At 52.2% G+C, this 17,517-nt stretch carries 13 protein-coding genes; 2 read left to right on the forward strand and 11 right to left on the reverse strand.

The window, feature by feature from the left end; translation table 11 throughout:
- Positions 1-7: 7 nt before the first annotated feature.
- Positions 8-754: a peptidoglycan editing factor PgeF gene (gene pgeF, locus MRY86_RS07070; RefSeq protein ID WP_293571143.1), complete on the forward strand. Its 747-nt coding sequence runs from the start codon at positions 8-10 to the stop codon at positions 752-754.
- Entirely contained in the window at positions 751-1,167 is a 417-nt protein-coding gene (locus MRY86_RS07075; RefSeq protein WP_293566627.1) for an EVE domain-containing protein, read from the forward strand. Before pgeF ends, MRY86_RS07075 begins: the two co-directional genes overlap by 4 nt.
- On the opposite strand, the gene MRY86_RS07080 is transcribed toward MRY86_RS07075, so the two are convergent.
- The 11 genes from MRY86_RS07080 to MRY86_RS07130 form a co-directional block, all read right to left on the reverse strand.
- A complete protein-coding gene (locus tag MRY86_RS07080; RefSeq protein WP_293566628.1) occupies positions 1,157-2,842 on the reverse strand; it encodes a T9SS type A sorting domain-containing protein in 1,686 nt (561 codons plus the stop codon). The two genes, MRY86_RS07075 and MRY86_RS07080, sit on opposite strands and share 11 nt — an antisense overlap.
- 72 nt (positions 2,843-2,914) lie before the next feature.
- Entirely contained in the window at positions 2,915-4,183 is a 1,269-nt protein-coding gene (gene ilvA / locus MRY86_RS07085; RefSeq protein WP_293566629.1) for a threonine ammonia-lyase, read from the reverse strand.
- A 62-nt stretch (positions 4,184-4,245) separates the two neighbouring features.
- Positions 4,246-4,623: a four helix bundle protein gene (locus MRY86_RS07090; RefSeq protein ID WP_293566630.1), complete on the reverse strand. Its 378-nt coding sequence runs from the start codon at positions 4,621-4,623 to the stop codon at positions 4,246-4,248.
- Between the two features lie 173 nt (positions 4,624-4,796).
- Complete coding sequence (gene ilvC, locus MRY86_RS07095) at positions 4,797-5,858, reverse strand: ketol-acid reductoisomerase (RefSeq protein ID WP_044226152.1); 1,062 nt, start codon at positions 5,856-5,858, stop codon at positions 4,797-4,799.
- A gap of 359 nt (positions 5,859-6,217) precedes the next feature.
- Positions 6,218-7,582: a TrpB-like pyridoxal phosphate-dependent enzyme gene (locus tag MRY86_RS07100; RefSeq protein ID WP_293566631.1), complete on the reverse strand. Its 1,365-nt coding sequence runs from the start codon at positions 7,580-7,582 to the stop codon at positions 6,218-6,220.
- A 110-nt stretch (positions 7,583-7,692) separates the two neighbouring features.
- On the reverse strand, positions 7,693-8,340 hold the full coding sequence (locus MRY86_RS07105; RefSeq protein WP_293566632.1) for a class I SAM-dependent methyltransferase: 648 nt from the start codon (positions 8,338-8,340) through the stop codon (positions 7,693-7,695).
- A 26-nt stretch (positions 8,341-8,366) separates the two neighbouring features.
- Entirely contained in the window at positions 8,367-9,524 is a 1,158-nt protein-coding gene (locus MRY86_RS07110; protein ID WP_293566633.1) for a BtaA family protein, read from the reverse strand.
- A 67-nt stretch (positions 9,525-9,591) separates the two neighbouring features.
- Complete coding sequence (gene ppk1 / locus MRY86_RS07115; RefSeq protein WP_293566634.1) at positions 9,592-11,643, reverse strand: polyphosphate kinase 1; 2,052 nt, start codon at positions 11,641-11,643, stop codon at positions 9,592-9,594.
- Positions 11,644-11,735: 92 nt separating this feature from the next.
- A complete protein-coding gene (locus tag MRY86_RS07120) occupies positions 11,736-12,470 on the reverse strand; it encodes a methyltransferase (RefSeq protein WP_293566635.1) in 735 nt (244 codons plus the stop codon).
- An 83-nt stretch (positions 12,471-12,553) separates the two neighbouring features.
- Positions 12,554-14,578 (reverse strand): DUF5689 domain-containing protein, encoded by a 2,025-nt coding sequence (locus MRY86_RS07125; protein ID WP_293571145.1) that lies wholly within the window; start codon positions 14,576-14,578, stop codon positions 12,554-12,556.
- Positions 14,579-14,625: 47 nt separating this feature from the next.
- Positions 14,626-17,415: a TonB-dependent receptor gene (locus MRY86_RS07130; protein WP_293566787.1), complete on the reverse strand. Its 2,790-nt coding sequence runs from the start codon at positions 17,413-17,415 to the stop codon at positions 14,626-14,628.
- Between the last annotated feature and the right edge of the window lie 102 nt (positions 17,416-17,517).

The raw sequence follows: 17,517 nt of genomic DNA on the forward strand, positions 1-17,517 counted from the left end.
TGGCGGTATGATGCATCAGCCCAATATCTTTACGCCTCACCCCGTAGTAGCTGCCGAAAGTCAGCGCAGTGGCGGGGTAAGCCCGGCGCCTTACCATAGCCTCAATCTGGGCATCAACACCGAAGATGCTCCGGAGCACATCAGGCAAAACCGGGAGCGGTTCTTTAAGGCGCTGGGCTGGCCGGATGGCGCATTCTGCTACAGTTATCAGGTGCATGGCAGGGAGGTTTTGGTGGCAAATGCACAGGGCGGTCATCATGGCTATGACGCCATTATCACCAAAGAGCCAGGTCTGCTTATTGGGGTGACAATTGCCGATTGTACTCCGGTCCTGGTTTTCGATCCTAAACAACGGGCAGTCGCTGCTATTCACGCCGGATGGCAGGGCACAGCTGCACAGGTTGTCACCCATACCCTAAACCGCATGCAGGATGAGTTTGCAACAAATCCCGCAGACTGCCTGGCCTACATCGGTACCTGCATCACCCAGCCCCACTACGAGGTTGACGAGCGGGTCGCAAGCCGCTTGCCCGAAACACACCTAAAGCCCGGAGGTAAGCCCGGTAAATGGATGGCTGACCTCAAGGGCGCCAATCTGGCCCAGTTGCTGTCGGCGGGCATTCCTGAAGCTCATATTGAAGTATCGCCCTACTGCACCTGGGCGGATAATGATCATTACTTTTCACACCGGCGAAATGAGGGCACTACCGGGCGCATGTTAGCTGTCATTGGTATCCAAAACAAACCGTCATGAATCACTGGCTTGTCAAATCAGAACCGGATGAATATGGATTCTCTGACCTGCAGGCGGAAGGTACGGGGCGCTGGGATGGCGTACGCAATTATGCCGCCCGCAATCACCTGCGCAATATGCGGGTGGGCGACCTGGTCCTTTTTTACCACAGCCGGAAAGGGCTTGAGGTAGCAGGCATCTGCAAAGTGGTACGCGAAGCCTATCCTGACCCTACAGCTGAAAAAGGTGATTGGAGTGCCATCGATTTAATAGCAGTGAAACCCCTTAAACAACCCGTTTCCCTGAAGTCCATCAAAGCCAACCCAAAGCTTCAGGAGATGCCGCTTGTGCGTATTGGAAGATTGTCGGTCATGCCGGTGGCAGAGGCGGAGTTTCGCGAGATCTTAAAAATGGGGAACACCATTATTGAATAATTACTTTCTTTACCGTCCGAAAACCTTCGCTTTGCACGATCAGCCAATAGACACCGGCAGGCAGTCCTGATACGTTGATCTCCGCATTTTCGGTGCTATCTGCCAGCTGCTGCAGGACCTGCTGGCCTTGTGCGCTAATCAGGTGCAGTTGTACGCTATCGTTGAGATCCCCTTCCTTCCATTGCAAATTAAGCACATGACTTGCCGGATTGGGCGCAATGGTAAAATCCAGACTGGGACCGGAGCTGTTTTCCGTATTCACAATCTGAACCTGCTGGCAAGACTGATTATTTCCAAAAAAACCATCCTGCTGATGGTTGGGCCCTAAGGCAAAAAAGCAAATATTGTACGCGATGTCGAATTCAAAAGGGCTGTTACTACCATAGGTGTTGTTTAACTGCACCGAGGCTTTATAGGAGCCGCCAGGCGGGAGATTCAGCCCATGCAAGCTTTTGATGATACGTAGTTCTCCACAGTTAAAACCATTAAGCCTGGGTGTGGCAATTACGACCTCCTGCAGGGTATCCTGACCGGCATTGACTACTTCGACGCTAAAGAAATGCTGAACCGAAAAGTAAGTGAGCGGGTGATCCACTATAGTGTTATTTAGGTTAAGGCTGTCCAGCTCAATAGCTCCAATTCGCACATCGGTTTCCATGAATGCCGGAGGTACTGATAAATCCTGACGGCTGCCCAGGACTGTCCGGGGATAAGTAAAATTCAAGGCGGATTCTGCCGGGCCTTCCAGCGTATAAACGAAGCGCTCCTCTTTCCACTTCAGGTTCTGTATTTCCAGTTCCGGTCCGGAAGTCCAAACCGAATCCCAAACCCCAATACCGGTGCGGCGGTAGATATTGCGGTCATCGAAGGCAACAAGCTGTGCTCCGTCCAAGGTAATGCCTTTGAACCCCGCACCTGACTCGGAATTTACATTCCCGGATGCAATATGCAGCAGCTTAAAGCCGGATGCGGTGGAATAATGAACAAAATCCTCCGAGGGGCCTAACAAAAAGTTAGACGTTGGGGCATCCTCTAAGTCGACGCTGTCCAACAATACACCTTGTGCATCCACTAAATAGCCCTTTGCACCGATATTGAGCAAAATCGTATTTTCATCTAATACAAGCTGCTGGTCGATAACCGGATAATCACTTAACGGATCAAAATCAAGCGTGGCCAGGCTGTCTAAATTAGAGTCCAGGATCAACAGCCGCCTGCCTGTGGACAGAGCGATATTCCCATTAGCCAGTGTGCTAAACCGAACAGGGTTGTCAAATCCATTCTGGAAAATGAATTGCCGGAAACCAAGGACCTGACCCGCAGTATCCACCCGCACAATAGCGTAGCCATCTTCGGGTGAGCCCACATCATCTGCCTGCCGGAAATTGCCTGATGCCAGAATACGACCATCAGATTCAAACGCTACCTCATGTAAGTAGCAAAAGCCGCAATCATATGGCGTTACGGACCATAGACTGTCTCCTTGTGCATCAAACAGCGTCATCAGGGGCATCATACAGGACTCCTGCTTGCCTGCTGCAACGGTGAGGCCTTCATTAATGGCGGCGTCATGGTAAGTCGCATGCGGCTCGAAAGGGACGTACTCAAAAATACCTTGAGCAAAAAACAAATGGGGCAGGCAAAAGATAGCCAGAAAGATGGTATACTGTTTCATATTTGGGGTTTTCTCTCAATATACCTCATCCCAGGGTAATGAAAAACCCTTCTTTTGCCATCCGCACGACCATCACACCAATAAATCAAACAGCATCTTACTGTCATTCAATGTTTGGTAGTCAATTTTAGAGGCTTGCATACGCTCCAGTAGGCGGTTATAGTCTTCCCACTGCTGTAGCTGTATGCCCACCAGCGCAGGCCCGGAATCCCGGTTGTGCTTTTTGGTATACTCAAAGTGGGTGATGTCGTCGTTGGGGCCGAGGACGTTGTTGAGAAAATCCCGCAAAGCACCTGCCCGCTGCGGGAAGCGGATGATGAAGTAGTGCTTTAACCCTTCGTAGAGCAGGGAGCGTTCCTTAATTTCCTCGGTGCGGGTGATGTCGTTATTGCTTCCGCTCAGGATGCAGACGACGTTCTTGCCCTTGATCTGCTCTTTATAAAAATCCAGTGCTGCCACGGTAAGGGCGCCGGCGGGCTCGACTACGATGCCTTCTTCGTTGTACAGCTGCAAGATAGTGCTGCAAACTTTCCCTTCCGGCACCAGCACCATATCATCCACCACCTGCTGGGCGATTTTGAAAGTCAGGTCCCCCACCCTGCGCACGGCGGCGCCATCCACAAAACTATCGATATGCTCCAGGGTGACCGGCTCACCAGCTTTAAGCGATTCGTACATGGCCGGGGCACCTGCCGGTTCCACACCGATGATTTTAGTATTCGGGCTTAGCTGATGAAAGTAACTGCCAAGACCTGACACCAATCCGCCTCCACCAATAGCGCAAAAGACGTAATCCAGGCTTTCATTGCAGTCTTCCAGGATTTCAAGCCCTACAGTCCCCTGCCCTTCAATAGTCCGTGGATCATTGAAGGGATGGATGAACTCCTTGCCATTCTCCTCCGCATCCCGGACCGCTTCGTGGTAGGCATCATCAAAAGTATCCCCCGTCAATACCACTTCCACCCATTCCTTGCCAAAAAGATTGACCTTTTTGATCTTCTGCCGGGGCGTCACACTGGGCATGTAGACCTTGCCCTTTACCTCCATTTTCTGACAGGCCAGCGCAAATCCCTGCGCATGATTGCCCGCACTGGCACAGACCACGCCCTTCGCCAGCTTATCTCTGGGCACCGTCGCCATTTTGTTGTAGGCACCCCGGATTTTGTAGGAACGTACCACCTGCATGTCCTCCCGCTTGAAGTACAAACGGCAACCGTAATGCTCCGACATGTGGTAATTGTACGTCAGTGGCGTAGGTTCTGCCACTCCGCGCAGGCGCATCTTCGCTTTGTAGATCGCCTCTACGGAAGGCAGGACAGTTGTCGTTGTGGATGTTGACATGGGATTACTTTTTTCCGATAGTTCGCTATACCTCAATAGTCTATTAAAAGCGGAGATGGCCTTCACTTGAACCTATCCGGATTGTCCATCATATACCCCAGCAAAGAGCCCACCTCAACGGAGTTTTCCAACCACGTATCATGCTGCCCCACAGGAATATAACCGAACCGGTAGGCAAATTGCGTCCAAACCTGCACCTCCGCATTCTCCGCATCCGAATCAGATAACTTGCTAATAAAATGCTTAGGATAACGCCGCTTCCTGTACCCCTCCGCAATATTCGCACACACCGAGCGCGAAGCCCGCCGGATCTGATCCGTCAACGAGTACCGCTCCTCCTTAGGAAAGGACTTAGAAACTTCAAAGATATCAACCGCCAGCTCAAATGCCTTCTTGTAAGCCAGCAACTCCGTATACCTCAAATTAAACCTCTTCTCCATCCTAATCCATTTTAAGACAAGTTAAACAAATCCCCCCACTGCCAGACTGCCCCACTGCAAGACTGCCGACTGCAAGACTGCCGACTGCAAGACTGCCGACTCCCGACTCCCCACTGCAAGACTGCCGACTGCCGACTGCCAGACTCCCGACTGCCCACTCCCCACTAAAAACCCTACCCAACCTTCTCCCCCTGATTCTCCGGCCGAAGCCCCCGCACCGTACGGCCCGCTCTCCACATCTCACTATCATGCAACTCCTTGAGTTCCGCATCCAGTTTTTCCCGGTAATCGGACTGACTATTGGAATCAATGGACCGCTGTGCTTCTTCGCCCTTTGCTACGCTATCGTATAATTCATCAAAGACCGGCGCTACCGCATCCCGGAACTTCTTCCACCAGTCCAACGCACCCCGCTGTGCCGTAGTCGAGCAATTCGCATACATCCAGTCCATACCATTTTCCGCTACGAGCGGCATCAGGCTTTGTGTCAACTCCTCTACAGTTTCGTTGAAAGCTTCGGACGGGCTATGCCCATGACGGCGCAGGCAATCGTACTGCGCAGCGAACAAGCCCTGAATGGCGCCCATCAAAGAACCCCGCTCACCGGTCAGGTCACTGTACACTTCTTGCTTGAAAGTCGTTTCGAACAGGTAACCCGAACCTACGCCAATACCCAGCGCAATCACCCGGTCCTTAGCCCGCCCGGTCGCATCCTGGAAAATAGCGTAGCTGGAATTCAGCCCTTTGCCGGCTACGAATAAACGGCGAAGGCTTGTACCGGAACCTTTGGGTGCCACCAGGATCACATCCACATCCTCCGGTGGGATAATACCCGTACGCTCCTTGTAGGTAATGCCAAAGCCATGAGAAAAATACAACGCTTTGCCTTTCGTCAACAGCGGTTTAATCTTAGGCCATACGGAGATCTGTGCAGCATCGCTCAGCAGGTATTGAATGACCGTACCGCGCTCTACGGCTTCCTCAATCGGAAAAAGTGTAACACCCGGCTCCCAGCCATCATCCACGGCCTTGTCCCAGGTCTTGGAATTCTGACGCTGACCGACAATCACATTAAAACCGTTGTCCTTAAGGTTAAGTGCCTGCCCCGGGCCCTGTACCCCGTAGCCGATAACGGCAATGGTTTCGTCTTTCATAATTTCCCGCGCCTTTTCCAGCGGGAATTCCTCACGGGTGACTACGTTTTCCTCTACGCCACCAAAATTTAGCTTTGCCATGTTATTTTGTTGTTTTTTAAGCTTTCTGAAATGTACTGCATGATGCAGGGGAAACGAAATAACGGAATTTCAACACCCGGCGCTGTTATCCCCGCCGCCTTTTAGCGGGCATTTTACAGTAGTAAAGCCAACTTCTTACTGCTTTACAACGGTCAGCCATCAAACCCAAACAAGGTATCTAAATTACTGATTTACTGATTGTTAAACCTACCAAAATCCAATCTGACTCACCACGCTTTCGCCCACCTTTCCCAAGGCAGCCCAAGGAGCGTATTACGAAATCCAAATAAAATAAAGCGGCACCGGTAATGCCAAAAGGATCACCAGTGCCGCTCATGTTACCGTTAGGCTCAAAAGAATTAATCAATCGTCGGCGTATCCAGCTCTGCCAGTGCTGCCTGTATCTCCTCTTCGGTGATTTCGTGCCTGACCAGATTGCCGCTCAGGTAATTTTCGTAAGCGGCCAAGTCAAAGTTGCCGTGCCCGCATAGGTGAATCAATATAGTCTCGCTCTTACCTTCCTCTTTGCAGCGCTTGGCTTCCTGAATGGCGGTGGCAATAGCGTGGTTGGTCTCAGGTGCAGGAATGATGCCTTCTGTTTTGGCGAAAAGCACGCCTGCTTCGAAGCACTCCAACTGATCGTGTGCGCGGGCTTCAATGAGTTGATCCCTTAGCAGCTGGCTCACTACAACGCCCGCACCATGGTAGCGCAGCCCTCCGGCATGAATCGGTGCCGGGACGAAGTTGTGCCCAAGGGTATACATCGGCAGCAGCGGTGTCATTCCGACCATATCGCCGAAGTCATAACGGAACACACCACGGGTAAGCTTTGGGCAGGAGGAGGGCTCGCTGGCAATGCACCGGATATTTTGGCCTTCTTCCAGATTAAGCCGCAGGAAAGGGAAGCTGATGCCGGCAAAGTTGGAGCCTCCACCAAAGGGCGCCACCACAATATCCGGCTGATCACCGGCTTTCTCCATCTGCTTGACGGCTTCCAGCCCAATGACCGTCTGATGCATGAGGACGTGATTGAGGACGCTGCCCAGGGCGTATTTCGTATGCTCGTCGGAGGCGGCCCGTTCCACAGCTTCCGAGATAGCAATACCCAGACTCCCCGGTGAGTCAGGGTTTTTGGCCAGCACCTGACGCCCCGCTTCGGTCAGGTCAGTGGGCGAAGGGTGGACGTTGGCGCCCCAGGTGTTCATCATCATCTTGCGGTAGGGCTTCTGCTCATAGCTGATCTTCACCATGTACACCTCGCATTCAATGCCGAAGTGCTGACAGGCAAAACTCAGCGCACTGCCCCACTGACCGGCACCGGTTTCAGTCGTGATGCGCTTAACGCCTTCTTGTTTGTTGTAGTATGCCTGCGCAACCGCTGTATTGGGCTTGTGAGAACCGGAAGGGCTCACACCTTCGTATTTGTAGTAAATTTTGGCTGGCGTATCCAGGGCTTTTTCCAACCCTATAGCCCGGAACATAGGCGTAGGACGCCAGATTTTATAAACCTCGCGGACTTCTTCCGGTATTTCCACCCATTTTTCCTGGGTTACTTCTTGTTGGATCAGGCCCATTGGAAAAAGAGGTGCAAGGGCATCCGGGCCGATGGGCTCCTTAGTGCCGGGGTGCAGCGGAGGCAGCGGCTTGTTGGGCATATCGTGCACAATATTGTACCACGCTTCCGGAATCTCATTTTCCGACAATAAGATTTTTCGTGTGTTCATGCTAATTTGAATTTGGTTGCAGTAATGCCCACCAAATTAGCATATTCACCAACTTTTTCTACTCCAATACCAAACAAAAATCGGCAATTTTACAAAAGCAGGATACAACCTCACACCTTTCTGCCCAAATGTACGAAGTAGTCCCATACGCCGCCGTAGGCTGGCTTCACACTATGGGAAAGTGTCGTGAATTCCTGCTCCAAAAGCGGTAACAGGTGCCCATCCATCCGGACATGATTGTTACCCATGTGGGTTTTGAACCACCCAAACCGGGAATCAAAAAAGTCCGCCACCGCTATGATACCCCCAGGTTTAAGATCCGCCTTTGCCTGCCGGATCAGCTCTTCCCACTGCGGGTTAATCATGGTTAGGGAATAGGAAAACAGGACGGCGTCGAATTGCTCCAGGTATTGAGTGTCGCCCAGTGCATAGGGGCGCTCCTCCAGTTGGACCCGCTGCGCAAACGGCTTGGTCGCTTTTGTGGCTTTCTCAATCATGTGAGTGGATACGTCCAGCCCGGTCAGGTGAGCTTTGGGAAAACGGCGAGCCAGCAGCCGAAGGTTGTAGCCGGTTCCGCAGCCTACTTCCAGGATACGGTGCGCTTTTCCGGGATCAAGGGGCAATTGGCGGATGACTGCCCGACGCCCAAACAGAAAGGTCCAGCGGGTGAGATCGTAGATTTTGGATTGCAGCACGTAATAACGCTGCATGGTTTCGTTCTGTTCTGAAACGGAAGCCGTAATGTGCTTGGATGCCATATTGGATGTTTAGATTTAGGAGGTGGCTACTGTACCTCGGCCAGGTAAACACTAGCGTAAGTGCCCACCCGGTCAAGTTGATGGGTTTTAGCCGTCAAATCCTGCTCAAAAATAACCGCTTCCTGCACAAAATCAGGGAAAAAGTCCACTTCATGAGCCGCTGAGCGCAGCAGGATTTTGGTGCCGGGCCGGCTGTTATCCAGTATCAGTCGCCACTCTTCCTCCAGTGCAGGCCGGTCATTGGCAGCCAGCCAGTCTTGATGGTCAAGGAGTACGTAGTGGGAATAGGCACCAGGATTGTCCTTCAGGAACTGACTAATGGTAGTGGTGTTGGTCTGCACCCGGTCTATTCGGTCACGCAGAGGCTTAAAGTGCTCTGGCATCAGGTAGTTAGGTGCGCAGGTTGCTGTGTAGGAACCATACATGTACGACCGGTAGAAATAATTGTCTTGCAAAGGCAACTCCGTGAATACCTTGCGCAGGCACTCCTGAATGAAGCCCAAAGCGCCACGCTCATATTTTTTCACAAAAAGCTCCTGCTGCGACCGGGGCACCCCTACCAGGCACATGGTGAGGTGGCGGTTGACCATCCACTCTACCATATTATTCAGGACACGCTCTTCCACCTGCAGGTAGATTTCCTTCTGCTCTTCCAGCGTCGCAGCGTGGAACATTTGATCGATCTGACGGAAGAGTTTCTTGCGCCCCTTTAGGTAATTGCTGGCCAGCCAGGCGAAAGTGCCCGAGGAGCCAAAATGATAAAAGGATTTCCGCAAGCCTTTAGGTGAAAAGTAATTGAGGTGCTCGTCCCAGTATTCCTGCGCATAGGCAGGCAGCGCTGAACGGAGCTGCTGTTGGTAGAGCTCCGGGAAAGCCTCGTGGCTGCCCCTGCCAAACACTTGAAACAACGTTTCCGGATCACTTTGCCTGAAAAAGGCACGCTTGAGTTCAAGCAAAGCATTTTGCCGGGGGTTCATGTCGATGCAGTGCACCGCTTTGGGCGCATCCAGCAGGTAATCCAGCGCATTGCAGCCAGCGCTTGTGATCATTACAATTTCGCTGTCCGCATCAATACCCATGAGTTCGCGGTCGCAGCGGGGGTCTTCCCAACAGGTATTGTAAACGAGGTTGCTCTTGTGTACGCGGTGAAACACCCAATCCCGCAGGTAGTTGATCTTCGTCACTTTTTAACGGTAAAAATAGTACGTGTCAACCCGCAGGACGTTAGCCCTAAATTATCTTTTTGCTAACTTATTGTAAACCGACGGGCTCCCGCTTAGCCAGCCACTGATAGGTGGCGAGCTGAGCCCTTACCGGCGTCCCCCCTTGATAGTGGTAAGGATTATTTTGTTCTGCATTGATTACCCGGGCCTTCGTGTTGTCTTCAAGTTGCAGATTGATGATATGCCGGATTTCCTCACGGATTTTTTCATCATAAACCGGGAAAACAACTTCCACCCGGCGGTCCAGGTTGCGGGTCATCCAGTCGGCGGAAGCAAGGAAGAGGCACTCCTCCCCTCCATTTCCAAAAATATAAACCCGGGCATGTTCCAAAAACCGGTCGACGATGCTTATGATCTCAAGGTTTTCACTTACGCCTTCCACATCCGGCACTGCACAGCAGATACCCCGGACAATCAACTGCACCTTTACGCCAGCCTGACAAGCTTCGTAGATTTTTTCAATCATTTCGGGGTCTTCCAGGCTGTTCATTTTGAGAATGGCGTAGGCTTTTCGCCCCGCTTTAGCCTGCTTGATCTCCTGCTTTAGCAAAGCCTCGAAACCGCTTCTTGTGGTGAACGGAGAAACCAATAAGTGCTTGCATTTCGGCATAATGATCTTCCGCTCCAGCAAATCGAAGACCTGCCCGACTTCTTTAGCCAGGCGGGGATCAGCAGTAAGTAAGGCGTGATCGCAGTACAGCCGGGCCGTTTTTTCATTAAAATTGCCGGTGCCCAGATAGGCATAATGCCGCAAATCCTCTTCCTCCTGCCGAATAATCAGCAACAACTTAGTGTGCACTTTGATGCCGGGATAGCTGTAAATTACCGTTGCGCCGGCTTTTTCCAACTCCGCCCCCCAGTACAGGTTAGCAGCTTCATCAAACCGGGCTTTGGCTTCGATAAAAGCGGTTACCTGCTTTCCGTTCTTGAGGGCTTCCAGCAATCCGTCCACTACCGCAGAGCGGGAAGCGACCCGGTACAAGGTAATCTTGAGAGTGGTCACATCAGGGTCTTCGGCTGCTTCCCGTATCAACCTTGGGATGTAGCCATATTGTTGATAGGGAAAATGAAGTACGGCGTCCTGCTCCCGCAGATAGGGCAATAGGGCTTCTGCCTGCTCAAGCTCCTCGTGAATCAGGGGCTCCATGGGCTCATCGTGCAGCTCACGCTGCTGAGTTGGGTTGGGAAAACCAAAAAAGTCGTTGAAATTGTGATAGCGGGCGCCGGGGATAAGGTCGTGCTTGCTTAGTTTCAGTTGCTCTTTGAGCAGCCCCAGAAGTTCTTCCGGCATACGGCTGTCATAGAGAAAGCGGGTGGGCAGCCCGATATTGCGTTCATCAAGACTTTCGCGAATTTTCTCTACCAGGTCGCCAGAGTATTCGTCATCGATGTAGAGCTCTGCATCCCGGGATACTTTGATGGCATAGGCCCCCAAAATGGGCTCATCCAAAAAAGCCGGGAGGTTGTAGCGGATGATATCATCGAGAAAAGTTACGTAGTAAGTACCTTCTTCTTCGGATGGCAGCTCCTGAAAACGCGGCAGATCATCTGTGGGCATTTGCAGGATAGCAGTACGGCCTTCCCCCTCCAGATCAATAACAAAGTAAAGCCCCTTGTTTTCCAGGAAAGGCCATGCTGATTCCGGCTCCAAAATAATGGGGTTCAGGCAGGGGTAGACTTTCTCAAAAAAGTAGCGTTTAGCAAATTCCCGTTGCGGCTCCGTGAAGGCTTCGTTGTTGATGAGGTGCACCCCGGCTTTTTCCAACTCCGGGAGGATATCCGTCCGGAAGATGCGGCCAAAGACTTCTTGCTGTTCCTGAACAATTTTGCGGATTTGCTTCAATTCTTTTTTAGGCTTCACCGTCAGGTCGAGGGCCTTACGTGTTTTCTTCTTCAGTTCCTTAAAGCTACGCAGAGAAGCCACACGCACCCGGTAGAATTCATCGAGATTGGAACTGTAAATGGCCAGAAACTTGATCCGTTCGTAGAGGGGCACCGATTTGTCCATCGCTTCCTGAAGCACCCGGTGGTTGAAAGAGAGCCAGCTGATATCGCGTTTGACCAATTCTGATTTTGCCATGCTACCTGCGGATTGATTTATTGAGGGTTAAGCAAGGCAGCAAAACTAGGCAGAATGCGTTTATATGCTAGAGAAGCAGTGTTATCTATATATTAAAATTTCAGCAAGAAGTCCTTCAGCAGCGCCCGGTAGGCCGGGGTGTAGGAGTCTTCCGCATCTGTTCCCCTTATGACCAGCTGATCGGTTTCGGTGGGTTTGTCTTCCTGCTCGAACTGCATCAGCAGGCGGTTGACCGCTGCCTCAGGCTTGGGTTGTACTTCGGTCACTTTGGTGCAGAACAGGTGGTATTCCTCCGCTCTTTCCTGAAACCGGAGCCCTTCGAGGTAAGGCAACACCAGGCAAAACCGCCCGTTTTTAGCCAATAACTGCCGAACCGCTATGAGCAAATCCCCGTGCGGCATGCGGACCGTTTGCCGGGCGATCGCACGCTCCTCCTTCATGCCAAAGGTGCCGCCGGAAAAGAACGGTGGGTTGGAAACGATAAGGTCGTAAGTGGTGCGGGTTGTGCGCGCATAGTCCTGAATGGCTTCCTGAATCACAGACAAGCGCTCTTTCCAGGGGGAGGACTCAAAGTTAGCACCAGCCTGTTCACAGGCTACATCGTCAATATCAACCGCATGGATGGTAGCTTCCGGGGCACGCTGTGCCAGCATGAGCGCAATGACGCCGGTCCCGGTGCCTATATCAAGCGCCTGAGTAGCGGCATCTACCTGAGCCCAGGCACCGAGCATGATCCCATCCGTGCCTACTTTCATCGCGCAACGGTCTTGCTGTACAGCGAATTGCTTAAACTGAAACGGAGCGGTTTGTTCTTCTGTCTTTGCCATAGCTGGATTCAAGTAAGGGGAGCAGGTTTTTGTTGCTGCTCCCCTTATTAAGGCTTTTTAGTCAGAATGGTTCAACAGATTGCTTACTGCTGAATATCGTTGAGGTTGCGAAGGGTCAGCTGGGGCGAGTTAAACTCGGACACCATAGCTGTAAGGGTAAAGGCACCATTAGGCACCGCACTACCGGAGAAAGTGGCTTGACTACGGGTGAAGGTCGCAATGGTAGCTGTACCGTCATCCAGCGTCTTGGCACCGGAGAATGTACCACCCTCTGTGTAAGAAACATCGGAAACCTTAACCAGGGTGGACTCCCAGGCTTCCGCATTATCCAGGATCTCCTGAATGGTGGCGTCACGTGGTTCCGGCAAGGTGCCGTTGCCCATACTTGTTGCATCGGCGTTGTCCACGTCATTTATCTGGAGCAGCCCGTTAAATTCACTCAGCTCGTCACCGCCAACACTGACTTCCACCTCTTCACCCAAAGCGAAGCTATGAGGATCCGCAAAGCGGACAACTATGCCTCCGGTTTCGTCCTGAATGACCATATTCCGGAAGTCTGTATTATTCGCATCCACATCCGAGATCACTACGGCATTGATAAAGCGGTTGGCTGGCACAGCTGATGCACCACTTTCAAATAAAGTGCGGAGTTCTGCCAGGCTAATTTGCTCGGGGTCACCGCCGGTACCGGTTTCGCCCCCTACATCTTCCAGGTTCCGGATGACCAGCTGATGGTCGGTGAACTGAGAAACAATAGCGGTCATATCCACAGGCTCCGCCGGCAGTGCAGAACTGGCGAAGGTTGCTGAGGGGCGGGTGAACATCGTAATGCTGCCAGAACCGTCATTTACTGTGGTGGCACCTGTAAAGGTCGCGCTACCGGAAATGCTTGCGCCATTGATCTGCACCAGGGTAGATTCCCAGGCCTCAGCATTGTCCAGCACCTCTCCGATAGTAGTTACACGCGGTTCCACCGGATCGCCCATGCCATTGGAAGTAGCGAGGTCGTTATTGATAAAGTCAAGCTGCAGCAGGTCATTATAAAGTGAAAGCTCTTGGCCGGAAACCACCACTTCGATCTCTTCGCCCAGGCTGAAGCCGTGGTCGCCCTGGAAGAAAATGGTAATGCCTGCCGTACCATCCTGAACCACCGCTACCCGGCCGTCAAAGTTGCCATTCTGATTATCAGAAATCACTACGCCACGAATTTTCCGGTCTTCGGGGCCTTCTGTTCCGCCATCCGCAAATACATCCCGCAGTTCCCGGATAGTCATGAGTTCCTCTTCGCCCGTGCCGGCATTGCAACGCGTGCCGGCCATGTCTACATCGAGGTCAGCGGCACGAATAAACAGCTGCTTGGTATCTCCAAATACATTAAAGATAGCGGTGAGCGTACCATTGCCATCGGGCAGGGTATCAATTGCGAAGTCCGCGAAACCACTTGTACGAACGACAATTTCATTGCCATCACAATCCTGAAGCGTACGGTTAAGCGTGCTGCGGCCAAAAGCATCGGCGTAGGTCAGCCCCAGCTCAAAGGAGGCAAATTCCACATCTTGCAACTGTACCAGCGTGGAAATATCGTTGACGCCCAGGGAGTTAATCGTGCGGACAGCGGGCTCCGGCTCGCCGACCAGCATACCGCGGTAAATGCGCGAATTGTAGTCGATGATGTCGCCCAGCTCTTCACCACCACCTTCCTGAATGATATAACCGCCCAGTTGCACGATACCGTTGAACTCGCCTAAGACCAGTCCCTTACAGTCAATAGCGACCTCACGCCCAAGTGGGAAGAGGTTGAAGGCATCCGTCAGGTTGATGAGCACCTCGATACCAGCCGTGCTGTCCTGAATAATCAGGGAGCGGAAGAAGTTGCCCTGCACGTCGTTGCCAACAACGATGCCCTGTACGATGACATCTGTCTCGATAACCGTCAGGCGGCCGGGGATGTAAAGACTTTTGAGATCTGCAATAGAGGTGTTGCCCGTCACTTCAAGTTCTGTGCCCGTTACAGGCGGCTCTTCAAATTCGGTATCAACACAGGATGGAAGCACAGCCATGCTAAGCAGCAGGCTAAAAAAGAACAGCTTTGATAACTGAAATTTCATTGTATAATGGCTTTTATGTCTTTCTAAATGATGATTGAGGTTCTGAATTACAGGCGCAAACTTACATTCACAAAGAAGTTGCGGCCGTACAGGTAGTAATATCGGGGCTGAAAAACAGAATCAGCGCCAGTCCGGGCATCAAAGTCAAAGCGCAACTGATCAAAACCGCCCGTAATAAAGTCGGTGTTGTTCAGGATGTTGTTGACCCCCGCATTGATGTACAGGAAGGTGCTGCCAAACTTGAAGGACTTGCCACCGAAAAAGTCAACGGTGAACTGACCGTCAGTCTGACGCTGCGCCACAATCTGATCATACTCCAGAGAACTGGGCTCCAGCCCAATCACAGCCTCCGGTGAACGGTTGATCGGGCTGAAATCGATAAACACGTTATCGAAGTAGTTGAAGTTCAGGTAGGCAAACCAGAAGCCTTTCGGGCGAAGATTCAGCCCCAGGGTGTAAGCATTTTGGGGGCGGCCCGGCACCTTTAGCCCTTTTTGGAACACCTCAAATTCGCTATTGACCTGATCGAAGGTCTCTTGATCGTCACCGTACAACTCGCCCTGTGCATTGCTATTGAAGACATAGTCTCCCAGCGCCGCCACGCCCCGGATGCTCAGGGATGGCGTGACCTTTGCCTCGATTGCCAGCTCTGCGCCCTGATGCAGTTGGTCCTGCCCGGTCATCACAAGGCTGCCAAAAGCCCGCTGCAGGTCATTGTAGAACCGGATGATCTCGGTGCGGTTATCAAATTGCGTGTAGTAAAGCGATGCCCGCCCTTGTACATTGGGCGAACGCAGCAAGTAGCCGATTTCACCACCGTAAATGGTCTCGCTTTCCAGGCCCGGCACCAGCTGATCGCGCGTACGGGGCGACACATAGGCATTTCGGGCAAATGGAGCGCGGGTCATGTGCGTACCATTGGCAAAAAGGTAATTCCGGCCATCAATTTTATAGGTAATTCCACCTTTCACGCCAAAGTTGGTGAAATTCTGCTTTTCGGATTCTCCGAACGATTGATCCGGGAAGCGGCCCGTACGGTATTTACCCGTTCGCCAGAAGGTGGTTTGGCTGCCATTGACCGCAGCGAAAATATCAAAGCGTGGCAGGGTAAACTGTCCCTGAAGCCATCCATCAGCCCGGCGTACATCAATATCGTAGCTCCATCCAAAGCGATCACCCTCACGTACAATCCGATTGGGGTTGTTCAGGTCGCTCTGCTGCACCTCCGGATTGTCCGGAAAGTCACGCACGGCAAAAGCGTCGATGTCTACAAAGTAATCGGCACCAAGCAGGTCATCTACCACCTTAAAGTTGTCGATGGTTTGCGTCTGATAAGTCAACCCGCCGCTAAGCGTGAAGATGTCGCTGATGATGTGATTGTAATTGGTGTAAAAGTTGAACTCCTCGGAGTCGTAGCGCCGGTCTTCCACCATGTACTGTGCCCAGCGGCCTTCCACCTCCTGCCCTTCCAGGAACTGAGGATACTTGTCTGCCAGCTGAGAAGTCCGGTTGACCTCATAAAACTGATCCCAGTTGATCTGCCGGGAGGATTCATTATTGCGCAGGTCCGCTTCTACGATGGCGGCGGCCTCAGGTTGCCCGATAGACTCGAAATAGCTCGGCAGGTTCCGGTAGTAGTCGGGGCGGGGGTCCGGCGCTTCAAACCAGTTCAGAGCGGTACCGCCGATGCGGCCAAACTGATAAGATGCGGTAGTGGTTAGTGTAGCGTCTTCGCTCAACTGCCAGTCGTGCCGCAGCATAATTACCGGCTGATGCACCCGGGAAATCCGTGAGTTCCGCTTTTCACCATTTTGGTAGCCCCAGAAAGGGTTGTAGTAGTTGTTGTCAGCCAGGTCGTACATTTCCGGCGTACTTGCGCCTGCCCGGCCGCGCTGTGTCGGAGCGCCAAATGTGGTGAGGTTAAGGAGGTGGTTGTCTCCCAGCTTTTTGTCAATAGCCATGAAATAGGCGTAGGCATCATAAAAACTGCCCTCCTCGTAACCTTCCTGCGCCCAACGGCGGGAACCGGAGAAGGAAAAGGCCCAGCCATTGTCCATCATACCGGTAGAATGTGTGAGCATGGTACGCCAGCGGTAGCCCCGGTTCGTTGCTGACATGGTCACACGGGTCTGTTCGCGCTGTGAGGAAGCTCGGGTATCAATGGAAGAACCTCCCCCCACACCACCAAAGGCATAGGAAAGGGGGCTGAGGCCGATTTCTGCATTACGGTTGCGGGTCACGTCATTCAAACCGCCCAGAGCACTCCAAAACGCACGGCCGTTTTCCAATTCGTTGAAAGGCACACCATTAATATAAACAGCAGTATTTTCAGAGTCGTAGCCCCGTATACGGAAACGCGCGGGACCAAAGGTAAAGGCAGCCGCTGAGACAAACACATCTCTCGAGGCAGCGAGCACACCGGAAATATTCTGATTGTCCGTTTCCTGCTCCAGGTCACCATCCGAAAGGGTAATGGTGGGGATGAAGTCCTCTTTGTTGGTGATCCCTTCTTCCCGCTGAGTGGGCACGAGCTGGACTTTACCGATTTCATACACCCCTTCGCCCTGATCCTTGACGGTGGTACTGAGTGTTTGCTCGATGTAATCCTCTTTGCCACGGAAGGTAAAGTCATGGCTGCCCTCCGGCACCTCAAAGAAAGTGAAAGTACCTTTTTCATCAGAAACGGCTGTTGTCCCATCATCAAGGGTTACAACAACGGCAGCGATGGGAAGGTCCGTCTCACTGTCAAAGACGGTACCGCGAACCTCCACTTGCGCTTGTAACAGCCATGCAGGCAAAAGCGCTAAGAGGGTAAAAAGCGTTCTTTTCAGTTGCATAAGTATGATTTATGTCAGAGTAATGTACGATGTGGCGGGTGTGTGATTGTTGGGATAGTTGTGCGGCATTCAGGGGGCATTGGTCCTAAAAGCGAGTGCAAA

Source organism: Phaeodactylibacter sp., assembly GCF_022763345.1.
Lineage (GTDB): Bacteria > Bacteroidota > Bacteroidia > Chitinophagales > Saprospiraceae > Phaeodactylibacter.

What these genes read in the sequence shown, in the direction of transcription:
- MRY86_RS07125 (WP_293571145.1), bottom strand. Translation starts at nt 14,578, where the DNA reads ATGAAATTTCAGTTATCAAAGCTGTTCTTTTTTAGCCTGCTGCTTAGC.
- MRY86_RS07090 (WP_293566630.1), bottom strand. Translation starts at nt 4,623, where the DNA reads ATGGAGAAGAGGTTTAATTTGAGGTATACGGAGTTGCTGGCTTACAAG.
- MRY86_RS07105 (WP_293566632.1), bottom strand. Translation starts at nt 8,340, where the DNA reads ATGGCATCCAAGCACATTACGGCTTCCGTTTCAGAACAGAACGAAACC.
- pgeF (WP_293571143.1), top strand. Translation starts at nt 8, where the DNA reads ATGATGCATCAGCCCAATATCTTTACGCCTCACCCCGTAGTAGCTGCC.
- MRY86_RS07100 (WP_293566631.1), bottom strand. Translation starts at nt 7,582, where the DNA reads ATGAACACACGAAAAATCTTATTGTCGGAAAATGAGATTCCGGAAGCG.
- ilvA (WP_293566629.1), bottom strand. Translation starts at nt 4,183, where the DNA reads ATGTCAACATCCACAACGACAACTGTCCTGCCTTCCGTAGAGGCGATC.
- ppk1 (WP_293566634.1), bottom strand. Translation starts at nt 11,643, where the DNA reads ATGGCAAAATCAGAATTGGTCAAACGCGATATCAGCTGGCTCTCTTTC.
- MRY86_RS07130 (WP_293566787.1), bottom strand. Translation starts at nt 17,415, where the DNA reads ATGCAACTGAAAAGAACGCTTTTTACCCTCTTAGCGCTTTTGCCTGCA.
- ilvC (WP_044226152.1), bottom strand. Translation starts at nt 5,858, where the DNA reads ATGGCAAAGCTAAATTTTGGTGGCGTAGAGGAAAACGTAGTCACCCGT.
- MRY86_RS07075 (WP_293566627.1), top strand. Translation starts at nt 751, where the DNA reads ATGAATCACTGGCTTGTCAAATCAGAACCGGATGAATATGGATTCTCT.
- MRY86_RS07120 (WP_293566635.1), bottom strand. Translation starts at nt 12,470, where the DNA reads ATGGCAAAGACAGAAGAACAAACCGCTCCGTTTCAGTTTAAGCAATTC.
- MRY86_RS07080 (WP_293566628.1), bottom strand. Translation starts at nt 2,842, where the DNA reads ATGAAACAGTATACCATCTTTCTGGCTATCTTTTGCCTGCCCCATTTG.